The 16,984-nt window shown below is 69.7% G+C and carries 15 protein-coding genes; 1 reads left to right on the top strand and 14 read right to left on the bottom strand.

Annotated features, from left to right (window positions below; all coding sequences use genetic code 11):
* Window positions 1-130 precede the first annotated feature (130 nt).
* The gene (locus tag ACV22Z_RS17690; protein WP_448077572.1) at window positions 131-2,023 is read left to right on the top strand and encodes an ArnT family glycosyltransferase; all 1,893 of its coding nucleotides are present in this window, start codon (window positions 131-133) and stop codon (window positions 2,021-2,023) included.
* 96 nt (window positions 2,024-2,119) lie between these two features.
* On the opposite strand, the gene ACV22Z_RS17685 is transcribed toward ACV22Z_RS17690, so the two are convergent.
* The 14 genes from ACV22Z_RS17685 to ACV22Z_RS17620 form a co-directional block, all read right to left on the bottom strand.
* On the bottom strand, window positions 2,120-2,737 hold the full coding sequence (locus ACV22Z_RS17685; protein ID WP_448077571.1) for a DUF924 family protein: 618 nt from the start codon (window positions 2,735-2,737) through the stop codon (window positions 2,120-2,122).
* Window positions 2,734-3,465 (bottom strand): alanyl-tRNA editing protein, encoded by a 732-nt coding sequence (locus ACV22Z_RS17680; protein WP_448077570.1) that lies wholly within the window; start codon window positions 3,463-3,465, stop codon window positions 2,734-2,736. The genes ACV22Z_RS17685 and ACV22Z_RS17680 overlap by 4 nt, the downstream gene beginning before the upstream one ends.
* Before the next feature lie 152 nt (window positions 3,466-3,617).
* Window positions 3,618-4,028, bottom strand: a complete 411-nt coding sequence (locus tag ACV22Z_RS17675; RefSeq protein WP_448077569.1) for a group II truncated hemoglobin — start codon at window positions 4,026-4,028, stop codon at window positions 3,618-3,620.
* A 43-nt stretch (window positions 4,029-4,071) separates the two neighbouring features.
* Entirely contained in the window at window positions 4,072-6,576 is a 2,505-nt protein-coding gene (locus ACV22Z_RS17670; RefSeq protein WP_448077635.1) for an ABC transporter permease, read from the bottom strand.
* Window positions 6,577-6,713: 137 nt separating this feature from the next.
* Window positions 6,714-7,331 carry a DUF4126 domain-containing protein gene (locus tag ACV22Z_RS17665; RefSeq protein ID WP_448077568.1) on the bottom strand — a complete coding sequence of 206 codons (618 nt, stop codon included), beginning with the start codon at window positions 7,329-7,331 and terminating at the stop codon, window positions 6,714-6,716.
* Between the two features lie 190 nt (window positions 7,332-7,521).
* Window positions 7,522-7,842: a quaternary ammonium compound efflux SMR transporter SugE gene (gene sugE, locus ACV22Z_RS17660; RefSeq protein WP_448077634.1), complete on the bottom strand. Its 321-nt coding sequence runs from the start codon at window positions 7,840-7,842 to the stop codon at window positions 7,522-7,524.
* A 156-nt stretch (window positions 7,843-7,998) separates the two neighbouring features.
* Complete coding sequence (locus ACV22Z_RS17655) at window positions 7,999-8,283, bottom strand: putative hemolysin (protein ID WP_448077567.1); 285 nt, start codon at window positions 8,281-8,283, stop codon at window positions 7,999-8,001.
* A gap of 119 nt (window positions 8,284-8,402) precedes the next feature.
* Window positions 8,403-9,101 carry a two-component system response regulator KdpE gene (gene kdpE / locus ACV22Z_RS17650; protein WP_448077566.1) on the bottom strand — a complete coding sequence of 233 codons (699 nt, stop codon included), beginning with the start codon at window positions 9,099-9,101 and terminating at the stop codon, window positions 8,403-8,405.
* On the bottom strand, window positions 9,094-11,949 hold the full coding sequence (locus tag ACV22Z_RS17645) for a DUF4118 domain-containing protein (RefSeq protein WP_448077565.1): 2,856 nt from the start codon (window positions 11,947-11,949) through the stop codon (window positions 9,094-9,096). The genes kdpE and ACV22Z_RS17645 overlap by 8 nt, the downstream gene beginning before the upstream one ends.
* 172 nt (window positions 11,950-12,121) lie before the next feature.
* A complete protein-coding gene (gene kdpC / locus ACV22Z_RS17640) occupies window positions 12,122-12,703 on the bottom strand; it encodes a potassium-transporting ATPase subunit KdpC (protein ID WP_448077564.1) in 582 nt (193 codons plus the stop codon).
* An 11-nt stretch (window positions 12,704-12,714) separates the two neighbouring features.
* A complete protein-coding gene (kdpB, locus tag ACV22Z_RS17635; protein ID WP_448077563.1) occupies window positions 12,715-14,799 on the bottom strand; it encodes a potassium-transporting ATPase subunit KdpB in 2,085 nt (694 codons plus the stop codon).
* Between the two features lie 45 nt (window positions 14,800-14,844).
* The gene (gene kdpA, locus ACV22Z_RS17630; protein ID WP_448077562.1) at window positions 14,845-16,650 is read right to left on the bottom strand and encodes a potassium-transporting ATPase subunit KdpA; all 1,806 of its coding nucleotides are present in this window, start codon (window positions 16,648-16,650) and stop codon (window positions 14,845-14,847) included.
* Window positions 16,647-16,739, bottom strand: a complete 93-nt coding sequence (gene kdpF / locus ACV22Z_RS17625; RefSeq protein WP_017331558.1) for a K(+)-transporting ATPase subunit F — start codon at window positions 16,737-16,739, stop codon at window positions 16,647-16,649. Before kdpF ends, kdpA begins: the two co-directional genes overlap by 4 nt.
* Window positions 16,736-16,858, bottom strand: a complete 123-nt coding sequence (locus tag ACV22Z_RS17620; RefSeq protein WP_448077561.1) for a hypothetical protein — start codon at window positions 16,856-16,858, stop codon at window positions 16,736-16,738. Before ACV22Z_RS17620 ends, kdpF begins: the two co-directional genes overlap by 4 nt.
* Window positions 16,859-16,984: the final 126 nt, after the last annotated feature.

Here is a 16,984-nt window from a genome sequence, read left to right as displayed (position 1 = left end):
ACAAATCCGTGATTTACTAGCGGCCATCGTTCACGACAGCCGGCGCCGCCGCCTGTCCTCCGCCGCCGAAGTGTGGCCCCCAATCGGCCTGGCCCATGCCGTCCGGCCGGCGTGACCAGAGATCTTTTCCATGCAGGGAACCGCAGCGCCCAGCCGGCGACGCACGTCCGTGCCCGCCACGGCTCAGCACGTCCATTCGAGCACCGAAGCCGCCCTTTCCGCCTCCCTTCGTGCCGGCGGCACGCCTGCCGCGGCCGGCGCCGCCGCGGCGACGCCTGCGCGCAGCCGCGCCGAGCGGCTCGGCTGGCGCGTCTGGCTGCTGGTCGCCGCCGTGCTCTGCGCGTACGTGCTGCCCGGCGTGCTCGGTCACGACCCGTGGAAACAGGACGAAACCTATACGTTCGGGATCATCCAGCACATGCTCGAGACCGGCGATTTCGTCGTGCCCACCAATGCCGGCCAGCCGTTCATGGAAAAGCCGCCGCTCTACGCGTGGGTCGCGACGAGCCTCGCATGGCTGCTGCAGCGCGTGCTGCCGCTGCACGACGCGGCGCGGCTCGCGAGCGCGCTGTTCGCCGTGCTCGCGTTCGGCTTCACGGCCCGCGCGGCGCGCATTGCGAGCGGCGCGGCCGGCTGGTTCGACGCGAAGGTGATCGGGCCGGTCGCGCTGTGCGCGAGCAGCCTCGTCGTGATCAAGCACGTACACGACATGATGACGGACGTCGCGCTGTTCGCCGGCACGGCGATCGGCTTTTGCGGCCTGCTCGAACTCGTGATCCTGCACCGGGCCCGCGCACGACAGGTGCAGCTCGGGCTGCCGGCGCAGCCGCTGAACCGCTGGGCCGCGCCGATGTTCGGCGCAGGCGTCGGCATCGCGCTGATGACGAAGGGACTGTTCGTGCCGCTCGTGTTCGCGGCCACGCTCGTCGCCGTGCTGGTGTTGTACCCCGCCTGCCGTACCCGTGCGTTCGCGCGCGCGCTCGGCGTCGCCGCGCTCGTGTTCGCGCCGTTCGCGATCATCTGGCCGACGGCGCTGTTCCTGCGCTCGGAGACGCTGTTTCTCGCATGGTTCTGGGATAACAACTTCGGCCGCTTCTTCGGCTTCTCCGTGCCCGAGCTCGGCGCCGAAAACGACAAGCCGCTGTACATCCTGCGCGTATTCCTGACCGTCGGCTTCCCGGTCGCGCCGCTCGCGATCGTTGCGCTCGCGCGCGGCGCATGGCGCGACTGGCGCGCGCCGCGCATCGCGCTGCCGGTCGTGTTTGCCGGTGTCGGGCTGCTCGTGCTGCAGATGTCCGCGACGTCGCGCCAGCTCTACATCCTGCCGTTCATCGCGCCGCTCGCGCTGGTCGCCGCGCAGGCAATCGACCGCCTGCCGCGCGCGCTGCACACCGGCTGGGACTACCTGAGCCGCGCACTGTTCGGCACCTTCATCGTGCTCGCGTGGACGATCTGGTCGGTGATGGCCGATCCGGCCGCGTCTCGTGCGCGGCTCGCGCCGCTCGGCCGCTGGCTGCCGCTCGACTGGACGCTGCCGATCGAACCCGGCTTCGTGCTCGGCGCGCTCGCGCTGACGATCGGCTGGCTCTGGCTGCTGCCGACGCTGCGCACGACGGGCCGCTGGCGCGGCGCGTTGTCGTGGGCCGCGGGTGCACTCGTCGCGTGGGGACTCGTCTATACGCTGCTGCTGCCGTGGCTCGATGTCGCGAAGAGCTATCGCTCGGTGTTCGACGACCTGAACACGCACCTCGCGCTCGAATGGAACGACGGCGACTGCATGGCGAGCCTCCACGGGCTCGGCGAATCGGAAGCGCCGATGCTGTACTACTTCTCCGGCATCCAGCACACGCCGATCTCGAATGCGAAGACGACGCGCTGCACGTGGATGATCGTCCAGGGCGTGCGCGCGGTCGACCCGAAGCCCGGCAGCGAATGGCAGCTGTTCTGGTCGGGCGCGCGCCCCGGCGACGACGAGGAATTGCTGCGCGTGTACATGCGCACGCCCGAGCAGCACCTGCATTGACCGATCGCGCGTGGCGGCGCGGCGCACGCTGAACCAACCGCTGAACCAACCGCTGGACCACCGGCCGGACAGCCGGCTGAAACGCCCGGACGGTGCTCAGAACGACGAACCGGGCTCGCGCAGAAACACGGCCTCGTCGTCGGTCGACGTGCGTCCGAGAATCGCGTTCCGGTGCGGGAACCGGCCGAAGCGCTCGATCACCGCCGCATGCCGCAGCGCGAAGTCGTGATAACTCGCGCACTCCGCCTCGTCCCGAATGCCTTCGCATAGCCGCACGGCCTCGCGCTGGCTGTCCGGCGACTCGTCGTGCTCGAACGGCAGATACGCGAACGCGCGGTGCTGCCCGCTCGGCAGCCTGGCGTCCCCGCCCGCGGCGACGAGCTGGCGAGCGAGCGCAAGCGCCTTCGGGTCTGCGGCGAACGCGCGCGGCGTGCCGCGATGGATGTTGCGCGAAAACTGGTCGAGCACGACGATCAACGCGAGTATGCCGAGCGGCGATGCGGCCCAGTGGTCGCACGCACCGTTGCAGGCCGCGTCGAGCAACGCGCCGTAGCGCTCGCGCAGCTCGGCATCGAGCGCCGCGCCGCCGTTGAACCACATCTTGCGCTCGCGGCCGAATTCCGCCGAGCCCGGCACGCCGAACCAGAAATCCAGCACCTCGCGTGCCCGCGGATCGAGCGCCGCGTCATCGTTGATCGCGTGATTGACCGTCATGCAAGCTCCAGCACGAGGCGCCGCGTGCGCGCGCTCTTCTTTTCGAGTTTCGCGACCCGCAGGCCGCCGATTTCCGCCGTGTTGCGCACGTGCGTGCCGCCGCACGGCTGCAGGTCGACGCCGTCGATCCGCAGCAGCCTTACGCGGCCAAGGCCCATCGGCGGCTTCACGCTCATCGTGCGCACGAGCTCGGGCCGCGCGGCCATCTCGTCGTCGGTGATCCATTCGGTCGTGACCGGATGCGCGCCGCCGATCAGCTCGGCCAGCCGCCGCTCGACGTCGTCGCGGTCGATCGGCTCGGCCGTCGCGAAATCGAGCCGGACATAGTCCGCCGTCACGCTGCAGCCGTCGACCGGATACGGCAACACCGCGCACGTCAGGTGCGCTGCCGTGTGCAGCCGCATGTGCCGGTAGCGGCGCACCCAGTCGATCTCCGCGACGATCCGCGCGCCGGGCGCAAGCGCCACGATGCCCGCATCCTGCCCCGGCGCCGGCACGTGCACCGCGTCGTCGGGCGTCGCGCCGTCGAACTTCGCCTTGCGCGTATCGGCGATCGCGATCGATGTGCCGTCCGGCAGCTTCAGCACGCCGCTGTCGCCGGCCTGGCCGCCGCCGAGCGGATAGAACACCGTGCGGTCGAGCCGGATGCCGTCGTCGTCGACCGCCGTGACGACCGCATCGCAGTGGGCCAGGTACGCGTTTTCCCGAAACAATGCATGGGTCGTCATCGGAGCACTCTCGTCGTGAAGGGGAACGACCAGTGTCGCGCCCGGCTGCGCCGCCGGCCAGACGCACTGCGAACGGCAGTCGGGCAGCGGCGTACTGTTGGATCAACCGGGCCGGTTGAGGGGTGGATCAACCGGGCCGGTTGTGCGGTCGATCAACCTGGCCGGTTGCGCATCCAGTCGGCCGTTTCGTAGAACGAGTGCATCAGACGCTCGCGCAGCGGCTCGGGCAGGCCGACGTCCTCCATCGCCCACGCCATGCAGCGCAGCCACTGGTCGCGCTCGACCGACGCGATCGGGAACGGCAGGTGCCGCGCGCGCAGGCGCGGATGGCCAAAGCGGCTGATGTAGTGGTCCGGCCCGCCGAGCCAGCCACACAGGAACCAGAACAGCTTGTCGCGCGAACCGTCGAGCGACGCCGGATGCACCGCGCGGATCTGCGCGAACTCCGGCTCGAGGTCCATCAGGTCGTAGAAGCGGTCCACCATCTCGCGCACGCGGCCTTCGCCGCCCACGAGTTCGAACGCCGTCGGCTGCGACGGCGCGTCATCATTCACATCAGTCATACCGATAGTCGAAAATCAGGGTCTTCAGGGCCGCCGCCGACGCTCACGCGTCGCGCAGCGACTGCAGCGCGGGACGCCGCAGCACATTATGCAGGCTCAGCCAGCCGGCTGCACTCGTGCACGCCACGCCGGCCGCGATGCCGGCCGGCACGAGCCACGGATCGACCGCGAGCCGGAAATCGAACACGCGCGACGCGAGCACCCAGCCGACGCCGATTGCACCCGCCGCGGCGAGCGTGCCGGCGAGCACGCCGACGACGACGAATTCGGCGCGCTGCACCGCATTGACCTGCGCGCGCGACGCGCCGAGCGCGCGCAACAGCGCCGCTTCCGTCACCCGCTCGTCGCGCGAGCCCGCGAGCGCCGTATAGAGCACCAGCACGCCGGCCGCGAGCGTGAACGCGAACAGGAACTGCACCGCGCCGACCACCTGCAGCATCATCCGCTGCAATTGCGCGAGGATCGGCGCCACGTCGATCGCGGTCAGGTTCGGATAGCGCGCAATCAGCGGATCGAGCAGCGCCGCGCGCTCGGCCGGCAGGTGGAAGCTCGTCAGGTAGATCGCGGGGAAATCCTGCAGCACCGCCGGCGGCATCAGCACGAAGAAGTTGACGCGGAACGTGTTCCAGTCGAGCTTGCGCACGCTCGTGACCGGCGCCTCGACCGGCAGCCCCGTCACGTCGAAGCGCAGCACGTCGCCGGGCTTCACGTCGAGCATCTTCGCGAGCCCCGCTTCGATCGAGATCTGCGGCGTCGCCGACGTGCCGAACCAGTCGCCGGCCGTGACCCGGTTGTCGGGCGGCAGCTCGGCCGTATACGACAGGTTGAATTCGCGGTCGACGAGCCGGCGCGCGTCGTCGGACGCATACGCATCGGGATTCACCGGCTTGCCGTTGATCGCGACGAGCCGGCCGCGCACCATCGGCGCGGGCTCCGCGTCGCGCACGCCGTGCACGGCGAGATACGCGGCGACGTCCGCGCGCTGGTCCGGCTGGATGTCGATCAGGAACTGGTTCGGCGCATCGGGCGGCATCGACTGCCGCCAGCCGTCGACGAGGTCGTTGCGCGTGATCGCGATCAGCAGCAGGCACATCAGGCCGAGCGCGAGCGCGGTGATCTGCAGCGCGCTCGCGGTGCCGCGCCGGTGCAGCGACGCGAGCGCATAACGCCAGCCGATGCCCGTCGCGACGCGCCCGTTGCGCACCGCGCGCGCCGCCGCGAACAGCACGAGCCGGACGATCAGCGCGAAGCCGACGAGCGCGCCCGCGAAGCCGCCCGCGACGATCAGCCCGAGTTTCAGGTTGCCGGCAGCCGCGATCAGGAGCCCCGCGAACAGCGCAATGCCGACCGCGTAAGCGGCCCACGCGATGCGCGCCGCATCGCCCCACTCGCGCCGCAGCACGCGCACCGGCGGCACGCGCGTCAGCGGCGCGAGCGGCGGCAGCGCGAAGCCGAGCAGCAGCACCAGCGCGGCACCGATGCCGACGAGCGCCGGCCACACGGTCGGCGGCGGCAGCACGACGTCGATCAGGCTGCCGAGCGACGCGAGCAGCAGCCAGTGGCCGCCGTAGCCGAGCAGCGCGCCCGCCACGCCGCCCGCGATGCCGATCCCGGCGAACTCGAGCGCGAACAGCGCGCCGAGCGTGCGACGGCTGACGCCGAGGCAGCGCATCGTCGCGCAGCCGTCGAGGTGCCGACGCATGTAGCGCTGCGCGGCCATCGCGATCGCGACCGCCGCGAGCAGCGCGGTCAGCAGCGCGACGAGCGTCAGGAAATGGCGCGCGCGGTCGAGCGTCTGCCGCACTTGCGGCTGCCCTTCCTGCAGCGATTCGAGGCCGACGCCACGCAGCTTGCCGCCGTCGACGCGCGCATGCGCATACGTCTCGAAGCGCGCGACCGCCTGGTCGCCGCCGGCCACCAGCAGCCGGTAGGTGACGCGGCTGCCGTAGCCGGTCAGCCCGGTCGCCGCCAGCTCGTCCGCGCGCATCATCAGCCGCGGCGAGAAATTCACGAACGAGAAGCCGCGATCGAGCTCGCGGGAGATCGACGCTGCGACCGTGAACGTGCGCAGCCCGACGCGCACGGTGTCGCCGATCTTCAGGTGCAGCGCATCGAGCAGCGCCGGGTCGGCCCACACGGTGCCGGGCACAGGAATCGCCTCCGCCTTGCGCGCGCGAGCACCGTCGGCCGGCACGATCTCGACCGCGCCGCGCAGCGGATACCCCGGCGACACGGCCTTCACGGCCGCGAGCCGCGCGGGCGGCGCATCGCCGGTCGCTTCGCCGACGGTCGAGCTGATCATGCTGGGGAAGATCGCGGTGGTCGCGGTGCGCAGGCCGAGCGCGCGTGCCTGTCCGGCGAACGACGCGTCGACGGGGTGATCCGAGCGCACGACGAAATCGGCGCCGAGCATCTGCCGCGCATCGCGCTCGAGCCCCTGACGCAGCCGGTCGGCGAGAAAGCCGACGCTCGTCAGCGCCGCGACCGCCAGCACCAGCGCGAGCACGAGCAGCGTCAGCTCGCCCGCGCGCCAGTCGCGCCCGGTCATCCGCGCGGCCTGCCCGATCAGGTCGGCCCAGCCGAACCGCCCGGCGTGCGCGGGCCCGCTACCGTCGCGCGCGGCGACGGCAGACTGCGCCCCGGACGGCCGCCCCGCGGATGGCCGCCCCGCGGATCGCCGCCCGTTCAATCCCGCTTGCTCCCGATCGAGTTGAGCCGCGTCACCATGTGGTTCGCCATCCCGCGGAAGCCGCCCGATACGCCGCGCCACAGCCGCGGCACCGCCCACACCGAGGCGGCGATGAACGCTGCCAGCAGCACGAGAAACAGCAGCGGCACGAAGAACGCGAGCGCGAGCCCGCCGAACACGAGGCCGTCCTCGGTCGACGACGCGATCCAGTTCGAGATCGGTTCGGGCGACAGGTTGATGAGCGCGCGCGTGCCGGCCTTCGTGATGTGTGCGGCGCCGGCGAGCGAGCCGCCCGCGAGCCCCGCAATTGCGAGCACGGTCGGATCGGCGTGGCCGAGCGCACCAGCCGCGAGCACGGCGCCTGCGGGAATGCGGATGAATGTATGCACCGCATCCCACAGCGAATCGAAGGCGGGAATCTTGTCGGCGAGGAATTCGGTGATCGCGAGCACGGCTGCGGCGCCGATCACCCACGGCGACGTGAGCACCGCGAGCGTATCGGGAAGATGGAGCCAGCCGGCGCGCGCCAGCACGCCTGCGATCAGCACCGTCAGGTACAGGCGCAGGCCGCTCGCCCACGCCAGCCCCGCGCCGAGCGAAATGGCTTCGATCATGGCCCTCTCCTTGCACTTTCCGTGCGTGTTGCCGATCGATCAGAATGGCCGGCCCCGCGCGGCGCGTGGCGGCCGGCGGCGCATGCCGGGTCGCGCTCGGCGCGCGACAACGCGGCATTCAGGCTCGAATGCGTTCCATTATAGACAGGGAAGCCGGCCGTCCGGCGCAAATCCCCGTTGCGGAGAACCCTCAGGCGGCCGACGACAGCTTGAGGCCGATCAGGCCGACGACGATCAGCGATGCGCTCGCGAGCCGGGCGATGGTCAGCGCCTCGCCCATCATCACGATGCCGAACACGAAAGCGCCGACCGCGCCGATGCCGGTCCAGACCGCATACGCGGTGCCGAGCGGCAACTGACGCATCGCGACCGCGAGCAGCCCGAAGCTGGCCAGCGCCGTCACGATCGTAAACACCGACGGCCCGAGCCGCGTAAAGCCTTCAGACGATTTCATGCCGGCCGCCCAGGCCACTTCCAGCAAACCGGCGATCAACAACAATCCCCACGCCATCTCGACGCGCTCCATGGATCGGATGGGGCCGTCCCCGTTGAAACGAATGACCCGGGGTCGTCCCCGGGCGGCGCCGAGTATAACAAACGGCTTACAACCGTGCAGGCTGCGGCGGCGGAACCCGCGGCAGTAGCCGGGAGGCCGAGCGCTGAGCGGTCAGTGCGACACGCGTTTCGGCTTGCCGGCTCCAACGCAGCGGTCGTCGCGGTACATCGCCCATTCCTCGCACACGCGGCCGTCCTTGAACACGCACATGCCGACGTCGCCTTGCGGCGTGTTGCGGATCACGTGGCGGCCGCCGAGCTTCACGCAGTTCACCGACGCCGGATTCGCGAGCGCCACCTTCGGCGGCTGCGGCTGCTGCCCGGGCGGCAGCGGTTGCGCGCACACGCCGGACACGGCGAGCACCAGCGCACAGGAGATGGCCAGTCGGGCAAGCATCGTACGCTCCTCGTTCCGTTCGCAGAACGGCCAGCATAACGGGGAATCCGCGGCGGGTGTGCGATGAATGGCGGCCGCGCGACACGCCGCGCCGCCGCCCTGCCCGCGCGCGGCCCGCCTCACGCGGCGCCGACGAGCCGGTAGCCGACACCCGTCTCGGTGATGATGTACTCGGGCTGCGCGGGGTCGCGCTCGAGCTTCTGGCGCAGGTGCGCCATGTAGATGCGCAGGTAGTGATGGCTCTCGACGTGCGACGGCCCCCATACGTCGCGCAGCAGCTGACGGTGCGTGAGCACGCGGCCCGCGTGGCGCACGAGCGTCGCGAGCAGCCGGTATTCGAGCGGCGTCAGGTGCACGATCTCGCCGTCGCGCCAGACCTGGCGCAGCGCGAGGTCGACCGACACCGTGCCGAAGCTCACCTTCGGCGACTCGTTCGCGCCGCCCTGGTTGCGCCGCCGCAACTGCGCGCGGATCCGCGCGCGCAGCTCCGACACGCCGAACGGCTTGGTCAGGTAGTCGTCGGCGCCGGCGTCGAGCGCGGCGACCTTCTCCTCCTCCTGCGTGCGCGCGGACAGCACGATCACGGGCACCTCGGACCAGCCGCGCAGCTCGCGGATCACGTCGAGGCCGTCGGTGTCCGGCAGGCCGAGATCGACGATCACGAGATCCGGCTTGCGCGTCGCCGCGTCGATGAGCCCCTGCTTGCCGGTCTCGGCCTCGAATACGGCGATGTCCTCCTCCTCGAGCGCGGCGCGCACGAAACGGCGGATCTGTTTTTCGTCCTCGATCAGGACGACGGTCAGGCTCGGTTCACTCATGGTCTGGCGGTGGCTCGGATGATCTGGGCGCGGACGGCAGCGCGTGCAGCGCCTCGGCTTCCTCTTCGGACATGGCGGGCGCCGCGGGCGGCGTCTCGACAGGCAGCGTGAACCAGAAGCGCGCGCCTGTCACGCGAGCGTCGGGTGCCGTGCGGTTGAGCGCGCCGATTCTACCGCCGTGCGCCTCGACGATCGCGCGGCAGATCGCGAGGCCGAGCCCGATGCCCGGCGTCGCCGATTCCTTCTCGCCGCGCGTGAACTTGTCGAAGATCCGCGTTTCCATGCCCGGCGGCAGGCCGGGGCCGTGATCGTCGACGTGCACGCGCACGAACGGCAGGCCGTCTTCGGTCACGCGTTCGGCGCCGATCTCGACCGGCGTGTCCGCCGGCGTGTATTTTGCGGCGTTCTCGAACAGGTTGGAAAAGAGGCGCTCCATCAGCACTGCGTCCATCTGCAGCAGCGGCAGGTCGGGCGGCAGCGCAACGCGCGCCGGATGTCGCGCGAGCACGCGCCGGCACGCGGCCAGCGCCGCGCCGACGGTTTCCTCGAGCAGCGACCACTGGCGCTTCAGCTGCAGGCTGCCCGCCTGCAGCCGCGCCATGTCGAGCAGGTTCGTGACGATGCCCGTCATCCGCAGCGCCTCGTCGTGGATCGCCTCGACGAGTTCGTCCTCGCGCGGCCCGTGCCGCGGCGCGGCCGCCGGATCGCCGCGCTGCGCGGCCGCACGCGCGTTCGCGAGCATCGACGAGAAGCCGACGATCGTCGTGAGCGGCGTGCGCAGGTCGTGCGAGATCGCCGACAACAGCGAGTTGCGCAGCCGCTCCGATTCCATGCTGACAAGCGCGTCGCGCGCGATCTCGACATAGTGCACGCGCTCGAGTGCGAGCGCGATCTGCGCGGCGAACGCATCGAGCATCCGCTGCTGTTCGGGCACTTCGAGCTCGCGCGGCTCCTTCGACACGACCGCAAGCACGCCGCGCGTGCGCATCGGCGCCTTCAGCGGCAGGTACAGCGCGGCCGTCGCGGGCAGCGTGTCGGTACCGTGGCCGGCCGGCTTCTGCTGGTCGTACACCCACTGGCCGACGTCGCTGTCGAGATCGGCGCCCGTCAGCGTGACGGCCGCGTCCGGCTCCTCGATCTTCTGCTGCACCTTGTCGGCGCTGTCGGGCAGCAGGATCGCGACGCGCGCGCGGAACACCTCGCTCACGTGGCGGCTGCCGATCTCGACGATCTGCTCGGTGGTCAGCGCCGCGGCCAGCTCGCGCGCCATCGCGTACATCGCGCCCGTGCGGCGCTCGCGGCGCTGCGCGACGCTCGCCTGGCGGGTCAGCGTCGACGTCAGGTGGCTGATCACGAGCGACGTCAGCAGCATCCCGAAGAACGTCAGCAGGTATTGCGTGTCGCTGACCGAGAACGACATGCGCGGCGGCACGAAGAAGAAATCGAACGCGGCCACCGACAGGAACGACTGCAGCACGCCCGGCCCGCGCCCGAGGCGCACCGCCGAGAACACGACGCCGAGCAGGTACAGCATCACGAGGTTGGTCAGGTCGAGCCGCTCGGACACGACGCTCGCGACCACGGTGATCGCCGCGCAAATCGCGGCCGCGTATGCGTAATGGCGCGGCGGCGACCGATGGCCGCCGAGGCTCGCGAACGCGTCGCGCCAGTCGCGCGCGCGCGCGTCGAGGGGCGCTGCGCGCACCTCGTCGCTCGCCGACGCGCGGATCAGCATCAGGTCGACGTCGCCCGCACGCTCGGCGAGCTTCTCGCCGAACGGCCGCGCGAACCAGCGCGCAAGCCCGGTCTTCTGCGAGCCGCCCGCGACGACCTTCGACACGTTGCGCACCTTCGCATAGCCGATCAGCGCGGCGACCGCGTCGCCACCGGCGAGCGTCGCCGTCTCCGCGCCGAGCTCGGCGGCGAGCTTCAGCGCGTTCAGCGTGCGCTCGCGTTGCGCGTCGGGCAGGCGCTGCAGCTTCGGCGTCTCCACGTAGACGGCGATCCAGTCGGCTTTCAGGCTCGCGGCGAGCCGTGCGGCCGCGCGCACGAGCGTCGGCGCCTCGGGGCCCGGCCCGACGCACACGAGCAGCCGCTCGCGCGCCTGCCAGATGCGCTGGATCGAGCGGTCGGCGCGGTATTCGCGCATCTGCGCGTCGACGCGGTCGGCGGTGCGCCGCAGCGCGAGCTCGCGCAGCGCGATCAGGTTGCCCTTGCGGAAGAAGTTGCGCACCGCGCGCTCGGCCTGCTGCGCGAGATAGACCTTGCCGTCGCGCATCCGAGCGAGCAGTTCCTCGGCCGGCAGGTCGACGAGCGTCACCTCGTCGGCCGCGTCGAACACGCGGTCCGGCACGGTTTCCCACACGCGGATGCCGGTGATCGCGCCGACCACGTCGTTCAGGCTCTCGAGATGCTGGACGTTGACGGTCGTATAGACGTCGATCCCCGCATCGAGCAGCTCGTACACGTCCTGCCAGCGCTTCAGGTGGCGTGCGCCCTGCACGTTCGAGTGGGCGAGCTCGTCGACGAGGATCAGCTCGGGCTTGCGCGCGAGCGCAGCGTCGAGATCGAATTCGGCCAGCTGGCGGCCACGATAGTCGATCCGCGTAAGCGGCAGTACGTCGAGGCCGTCGAGCAGCGCGGCGGTCTCGCTGCGGCCGTGGGTCTCGACGATGCCGACGACGACGTCGACGCCGTCCTGCTTGCGCTGGCGCGCGGCCTGCAGCATCGCGTAGGTCTTGCCGACACCGGCGGACGCGCCGAAGAAGATCTTGAGCTGGCCTCGCCGCTGTTTTTCTTCGTCACGCTGCAGCTTGTCGAGAAGTTGGTCGGGATCGGGGCGGTTCATGCGTGACGCGTGCAACGCGCGTGGGTAAGCGTGGGTACGAACATTGTTGATCCAAATCGCCACAAAAGGCAAAGACGGCGCAAGCGCGCCGCCGAGCCAAAACGCATCCCGCGCGGCGCCGTGCCGCGCGGGATGCCGGGTGCTGCGGGAGCCGTGTGTGCCCGCGCCTTGCTCAGTGCGCGGCCTGCGCCGCGTCCAGCGCGAGGTTCAGCTTCAGCACGTTCACGCGCGGCTCGCCGAGCACGCCGAACTGGCGCCCGCTCGTGTTCGCGGCGACGAGCTGCGCGACCGCGTCCGGCGACAGGTTGCGCGCCTTCGCGACGCGTTCGACCTGGTAGGCCGCCGCGGCCGGCGTGATCTCCGGATCGAGCCCGCTCGCGGACGCGGTCACGAGGTCGACCGGCACCGGCTTCGACATGTCGGTGCCCGCGTCGCGCAGCGCGGCGATGCGCGCCTTCACCTGGTCGGCGAGCGACGGGTTCAGCGGGCCGAGGTTCGAACCGCCGGAATTGGTCGCGTTGTACGGCATCGGCGACGTGGCCGACAGCCGGCCCCAGAAGTACTTCGGCGCGTCGAACTGCTGGCCGATCAGCGCGGAGCCGACCACCTTGCCGTCCTTCTCGATCAGGCTGCCGTTCGCCTGCGACGGGAACGCGGCCTGGCCGAACACGGTCATCACGGCCGGATAGGCCAGCCCCGTCACCGCGGTCAGCACGACAAAGATCACGATAAGCGGACGAATCAACGTTTTCATGGCGAATTTCCTCAAGCCCAGCCGAGCGCGGCGAGCGTCATGTCGATCAGCTTGATGAACGGGAACGGCAGCAGCACGCCGCCGAGGCCGTAGACCAGCAGGTTGCGGCGCAGCAGCGACGCTGCGCCGAGCGGACGGTACGTGACGCCCTTCAGCGCGAGCGGGATCAGCGCGATGATGATCAGCGCGTTGAAGATCACCGCCGACAGGATCGCGGACGCCGGCGAAGTCAGGTGCATGATGTCGAGCACCTTCAGCTGCGGATACGTGGTCACGAACGCGGCCGGAATGATCGCGAAGTACTTCGCGATGTCGTTCGCGATCGAGAACGTCGTCAGCGAGCCGCGCGTCATCAGCATCTGCTTGCCGATCTCGACGATCTCGATCAGCTTCGTCGGGTTCGAGTCGAGGTCGACCATGTTGCCCGCTTCCTTCGCCGCCTGCGTGCCGCTGTTCATCGCAACGGCCACGTCCGCCTGCGCGAGCGCCGGCGCATCGTTGGTGCCGTCACCCGTCATCGCGACGAGGCGCCCCGCTGCCTGATGCTCGCGGATCGTCGCGAGCTTCGTCTCCGGCGTTGCTTCCGCGAGGAAGTCGTCGACCCCCGCTTCCGCCGCGATCGCCGCCGCGGTCAGCCGGTTGTCGCCCGTCACCATCACGGTCTTGATGCCCATCTTGCGCAGTTCCGCGAAGCGCTCCTTGATGCCGCCCTTCACGATGTCCTTCAGCTCGATCACGCCGAGCACGCGCGCCGCCGCATCATGCATTTCGGCCACCACGAGCGGCGTGCTGCCGCGGCGTGCGACGTCGTCGACCGCCCGGCGCACTTCCTCGGGGAAGCGGCTGCCGTGCGTCTCGACATAGCGCTTGATCGCGTCGGCCGCGCCCTTGCGGATCTCGCGGCCGGGCATGTCGACGCCGGACATCCGCGTCTGCGCGCTGAACGACAGGAACACCGCATGGAGCGCCTGCATGTCGCGCTGGCGGATGTTGAAGCGCTCCTTCGCGAGCACGACGATGCTGCGGCCTTCCGGCGTCTCGTCGGCGAGCGACGACAGCTGCGCGGCGTCTGCAAGCATTTCCTCGGTCACGCCCGGCGCGGGCAGGAACGTCGACGCCTGGCGGTTGCCGAGCGTGATCGTGCCGGTCTTGTCGAGCAGCAGCACGTCGACGTCGCCCGCCGCTTCCACCGCGCGGCCCGACGTCGCGATCACGTTCGCCTGCATCATCCGGCTCATCCCGGCCACGCCGATCGCGGACAGCAGGCCACCGATCGTCGTCGGGATCAGGCATACGAGCAGCGCGACGAGCGCGGTGATCGTCACCACGTGGCCCGACTTCAGCGCTTGCACCGAGAAGATCGAGAACGGCAGCAGCGTCGCGGTGGCGAGCAGCATCACGATCGTCAGCGCGACGAGCAGGATCGTCAGCGCGATCTCGTTCGGCGTCTTCTTGCGCTTCGCGCCTTCGACCATCGCGATCATCCGGTCGAGGAACGCCTCGCCGGGGTTCGCGGTGACCTTCACGACGATCCAGTCGGACAGCACGCGCGTGCCGCCCGTCACCGACGAGAAGTCGCCGCCCGATTCGCGGATCACCGGTGCAGATTCGCCGGTGATCGCCGATTCGTCGACCGACGCGACGCCGTCCACCACCTCGCCGTCGGCCGGAATCACGTCCCCCGCTTCGACCAGCACGACATCGCCCTTGCGCAGGTCGGTCGCGGTCGTGATGCGGATCGGCGACTTCGGATGCGGCTCGTTGAGCTTCTTCGCCATCACGTCGCGCTTCGCGCTGCGCAGCGATGCGGCCTGCGCCTTCGAACGCCCCTCGGCGAGCGCCTCCGCGAAGTTCGCGAACAGCACCGTGAACCACAGCCACAGCGACACCGCGAGGATGAAGCCCGCAGGCGCCTCGGCCTGGCCGACGAGCGCGGCCACCCACAGGATCGTCGTCAGGATGCTGCCGACGTACACGCAGAACATCACCGGGTTGCGGAACTGCGTGCGCGGCGTAAGTTTCTTGAACGAGTCCACGATCGCCGGGCGCAGCAGCGCCGGATCGAACATGGACCGTGTTGCGGAATGTTGAGTCATTGCGATCTCTTCAATCTCTTCAATGCGAAGTCATGCAGGCGCGCATCACGCGCCCAGCCACATCATCAGGTGCTCGACACCCGGCCCGAGCGCGAGCGCGGGCACGTAGGTCAGCGCGCCGACCAGCAGCACCGTGCCGAGCAGCAGCACCACGAACAGCGGCCCGTGCGTCGGCAGCGTGCCGCTCGTCACGGCGATGCGCTTCTTCGCGGCGAGCGAGCCCGCGATCGCGAGCACCGGCACGATCGTGCCGAAGCGGCCGAACCACATCGCGATCGCCGTCAGCCAGTTGTAGAACGGCGTGCTGACGGTCAGACCGGCAAATGCGCTGCCGTTGTTGTTCGCGGCCGAGCTGAACGCGTACAGGATTTCCGAGAAGCCGTGCGGGCCCGGGTTCGCGATGCCGGCCTTGCCTGCATCGGCGAGCACGGCGATCGACGTGCCGACCAGCACGAGCAACGGCGTGAGCAGCACGACGATCGACACCATCTTCATCTCGTACGACTCGATCTTCTTGCCGACGTATTCCGGCGTGCGGCCGATCATCAGGCCGGCGACGAACACCGCGAGCAGCGCGAACACGAGCATCCCGTAGAGGCCCGAGCCGACCCCGCCGAATACCACTTCGCCGAGCTGGATCAGCAGCATCGGCACAAGGCCGCCGAGCGGCGTCAGCGAATCGTGCATCGTGTCCACCGCGCCGCACGACGCGGCCGTGGTCGCGACCGTGAAGATGCTGCTCTGCGCGATGCCGAAGCGGGTTTCCTTGCCTTCCATGTTGCCGCCCGACTGCAGCGCGCTCGCCGACTGGTCGACGCGCAGCGCGTTGAGCGTCGGGTTGCCGGCCTGCTCGGCGCTCACCTCGACGCCGACGGCGATCGCGAACGCGACCGTCATCGCCGCGAGCACGGCGATGCCCTGCCGGCGGTCGCCGACCATGCGGCCGAACACGAGACACAGTGCGGCCGGAATGATCAGGATCGCGAAGATCTGGATGTAGTTCGCGAACGGCGTCGGGTTCTCGTACGGGTGCGCGGAGTTCGCGTTGAAGAAGCCGCCACCGTTGGTGCCGAGCATCTTGATCGCTTCCTGCGACGCGACCGGGCCCATCGCGAGCGTCTGCTTCGTGAGCTGGGTCGGCACCGTCACCGGGTTGCCCTTGTCGTCCTTGACCGGGTTGCCCTGCGCATCGAGCTTCGGCGCGGCGTAGGTGGTCGTCTGCAGCGCCGGCACGTCCTCGTACGCCTTCATGTTCTGGATCGCGCCCTGGCTGATCAGCAGCGCCGCGATCACGGCCGACATCGGCACGAGCACGTACATCGTCACGCGCGTCAGGTCGACCCAGAAGTTGCCGATGGTCTGCGCGGTGTGCCGCGCGAAGCCGCGGATCAGCGCGATCACGACGATGATGCCGGTTGCCGCGGACAGGAAGTTCTGCACGGTGAGGCCGAGCATCTGCGTCAGGTAGCTGACCGTCTGCTCGGGCGTGTAGTCCTGCCAGTTCGTGTTGGTGACGAAGCTGACCGCCGTGTTGAATGCGCCGTCGACCGTCATCGCGCCGAACTGCTGCGGATTGCCGGGCAGCATGCCCTGCAAGCGCAGCAGCGCATACAGGAACAGCGCGCCGAGCGCATTGAACGCGATCGTCGCGATCGCGTATTGCTTCCAGTTCATTTCACGGCTGGCGTCGACGCCGGCGATGCGATACAGCACGCGTTCGAGCGGGCCGAACACACGCACGACGCGCGAGCTGCCGTCCATCACCGCGGTCAGATAGCGCGCGACCGGCACGGCCGCCGCCAGCAGCACGACGATGAACAGCAACGACTGGAACAGATTGTTCGCGTTCATTCGATGTCCTCCGCACGCAGCAGCGCATAGACGAGATACGCGAACAGCAAGGCGGTCGAAGCACCCGCCAACCACAGCATCCAGGTCATGCTCGCCCCCCGCGACCGTATTGCGCAAGCTTCTCGCAACCGGCGACCAAGCCAACGATCAGTGCCGTGAACAGCACCAGACCGCCGATGAAAACCGCATCCATTTTTGTGTGCTCCATCGTCGAAATCAGACGACTAGAACGTTATTGGAACGCGCGTAAAGGACGGGTCAAAGGTGTCGGGACGCGTGTAAAAAACGCGTAAACGGACTGGCGGGGACTGGCGGGGACGAGCGGCGCCGCAGC

Source organism: Burkholderia sp. PU8-34, assembly GCF_053427725.1.
This window is presented reverse-complemented; position numbering and strand designations above follow the sequence as displayed.

Bases quoted from the DNA above. Each gene is read 5' to 3' on its own strand.
- ACV22Z_RS17690 (WP_448077572.1), top strand. From the start codon at position 131: ATGCAGGGAACCGCAGCGCCCAGCCGGCGACGCACGTCCGTGCCCGCC.
- ACV22Z_RS17685 (WP_448077571.1), bottom strand. From the start codon at position 2,737: ATGACGGTCAATCACGCGATCAACGATGACGCGGCGCTCGATCCGCGG.
- ACV22Z_RS17680 (WP_448077570.1), bottom strand. From the start codon at position 3,465: ATGACGACCCATGCATTGTTTCGGGAAAACGCGTACCTGGCCCACTGC.
- ACV22Z_RS17675 (WP_448077569.1), bottom strand. From the start codon at position 4,028: ATGACTGATGTGAATGATGACGCGCCGTCGCAGCCGACGGCGTTCGAA.
- ACV22Z_RS17670 (WP_448077635.1), bottom strand. From the start codon at position 6,576: ATGACCGGGCGCGACTGGCGCGCGGGCGAGCTGACGCTGCTCGTGCTC.
- ACV22Z_RS17665 (WP_448077568.1), bottom strand. From the start codon at position 7,331: ATGATCGAAGCCATTTCGCTCGGCGCGGGGCTGGCGTGGGCGAGCGGC.
- sugE (WP_448077634.1), bottom strand. From the start codon at position 7,842: ATGGCGTGGGGATTGTTGTTGATCGCCGGTTTGCTGGAAGTGGCCTGG.
- ACV22Z_RS17655 (WP_448077567.1), bottom strand. From the start codon at position 8,283: ATGCTTGCCCGACTGGCCATCTCCTGTGCGCTGGTGCTCGCCGTGTCC.
- kdpE (WP_448077566.1), bottom strand. From the start codon at position 9,101: ATGAGTGAACCGAGCCTGACCGTCGTCCTGATCGAGGACGAAAAACAG.
- ACV22Z_RS17645 (WP_448077565.1), bottom strand. From the start codon at position 11,949: ATGAACCGCCCCGATCCCGACCAACTTCTCGACAAGCTGCAGCGTGAC.
- kdpC (WP_448077564.1), bottom strand. From the start codon at position 12,703: ATGAAAACGTTGATTCGTCCGCTTATCGTGATCTTTGTCGTGCTGACC.
- kdpB (WP_448077563.1), bottom strand. From the start codon at position 14,799: ATGACTCAACATTCCGCAACACGGTCCATGTTCGATCCGGCGCTGCTG.
- kdpA (WP_448077562.1), bottom strand. From the start codon at position 16,650: ATGAACGCGAACAATCTGTTCCAGTCGTTGCTGTTCATCGTCGTGCTG.
- kdpF (WP_017331558.1), bottom strand. From the start codon at position 16,739: ATGACCTGGATGCTGTGGTTGGCGGGTGCTTCGACCGCCTTGCTGTTC.
- ACV22Z_RS17620 (WP_448077561.1), bottom strand. From the start codon at position 16,858: ATGGAGCACACAAAAATGGATGCGGTTTTCATCGGCGGTCTGGTGCTG.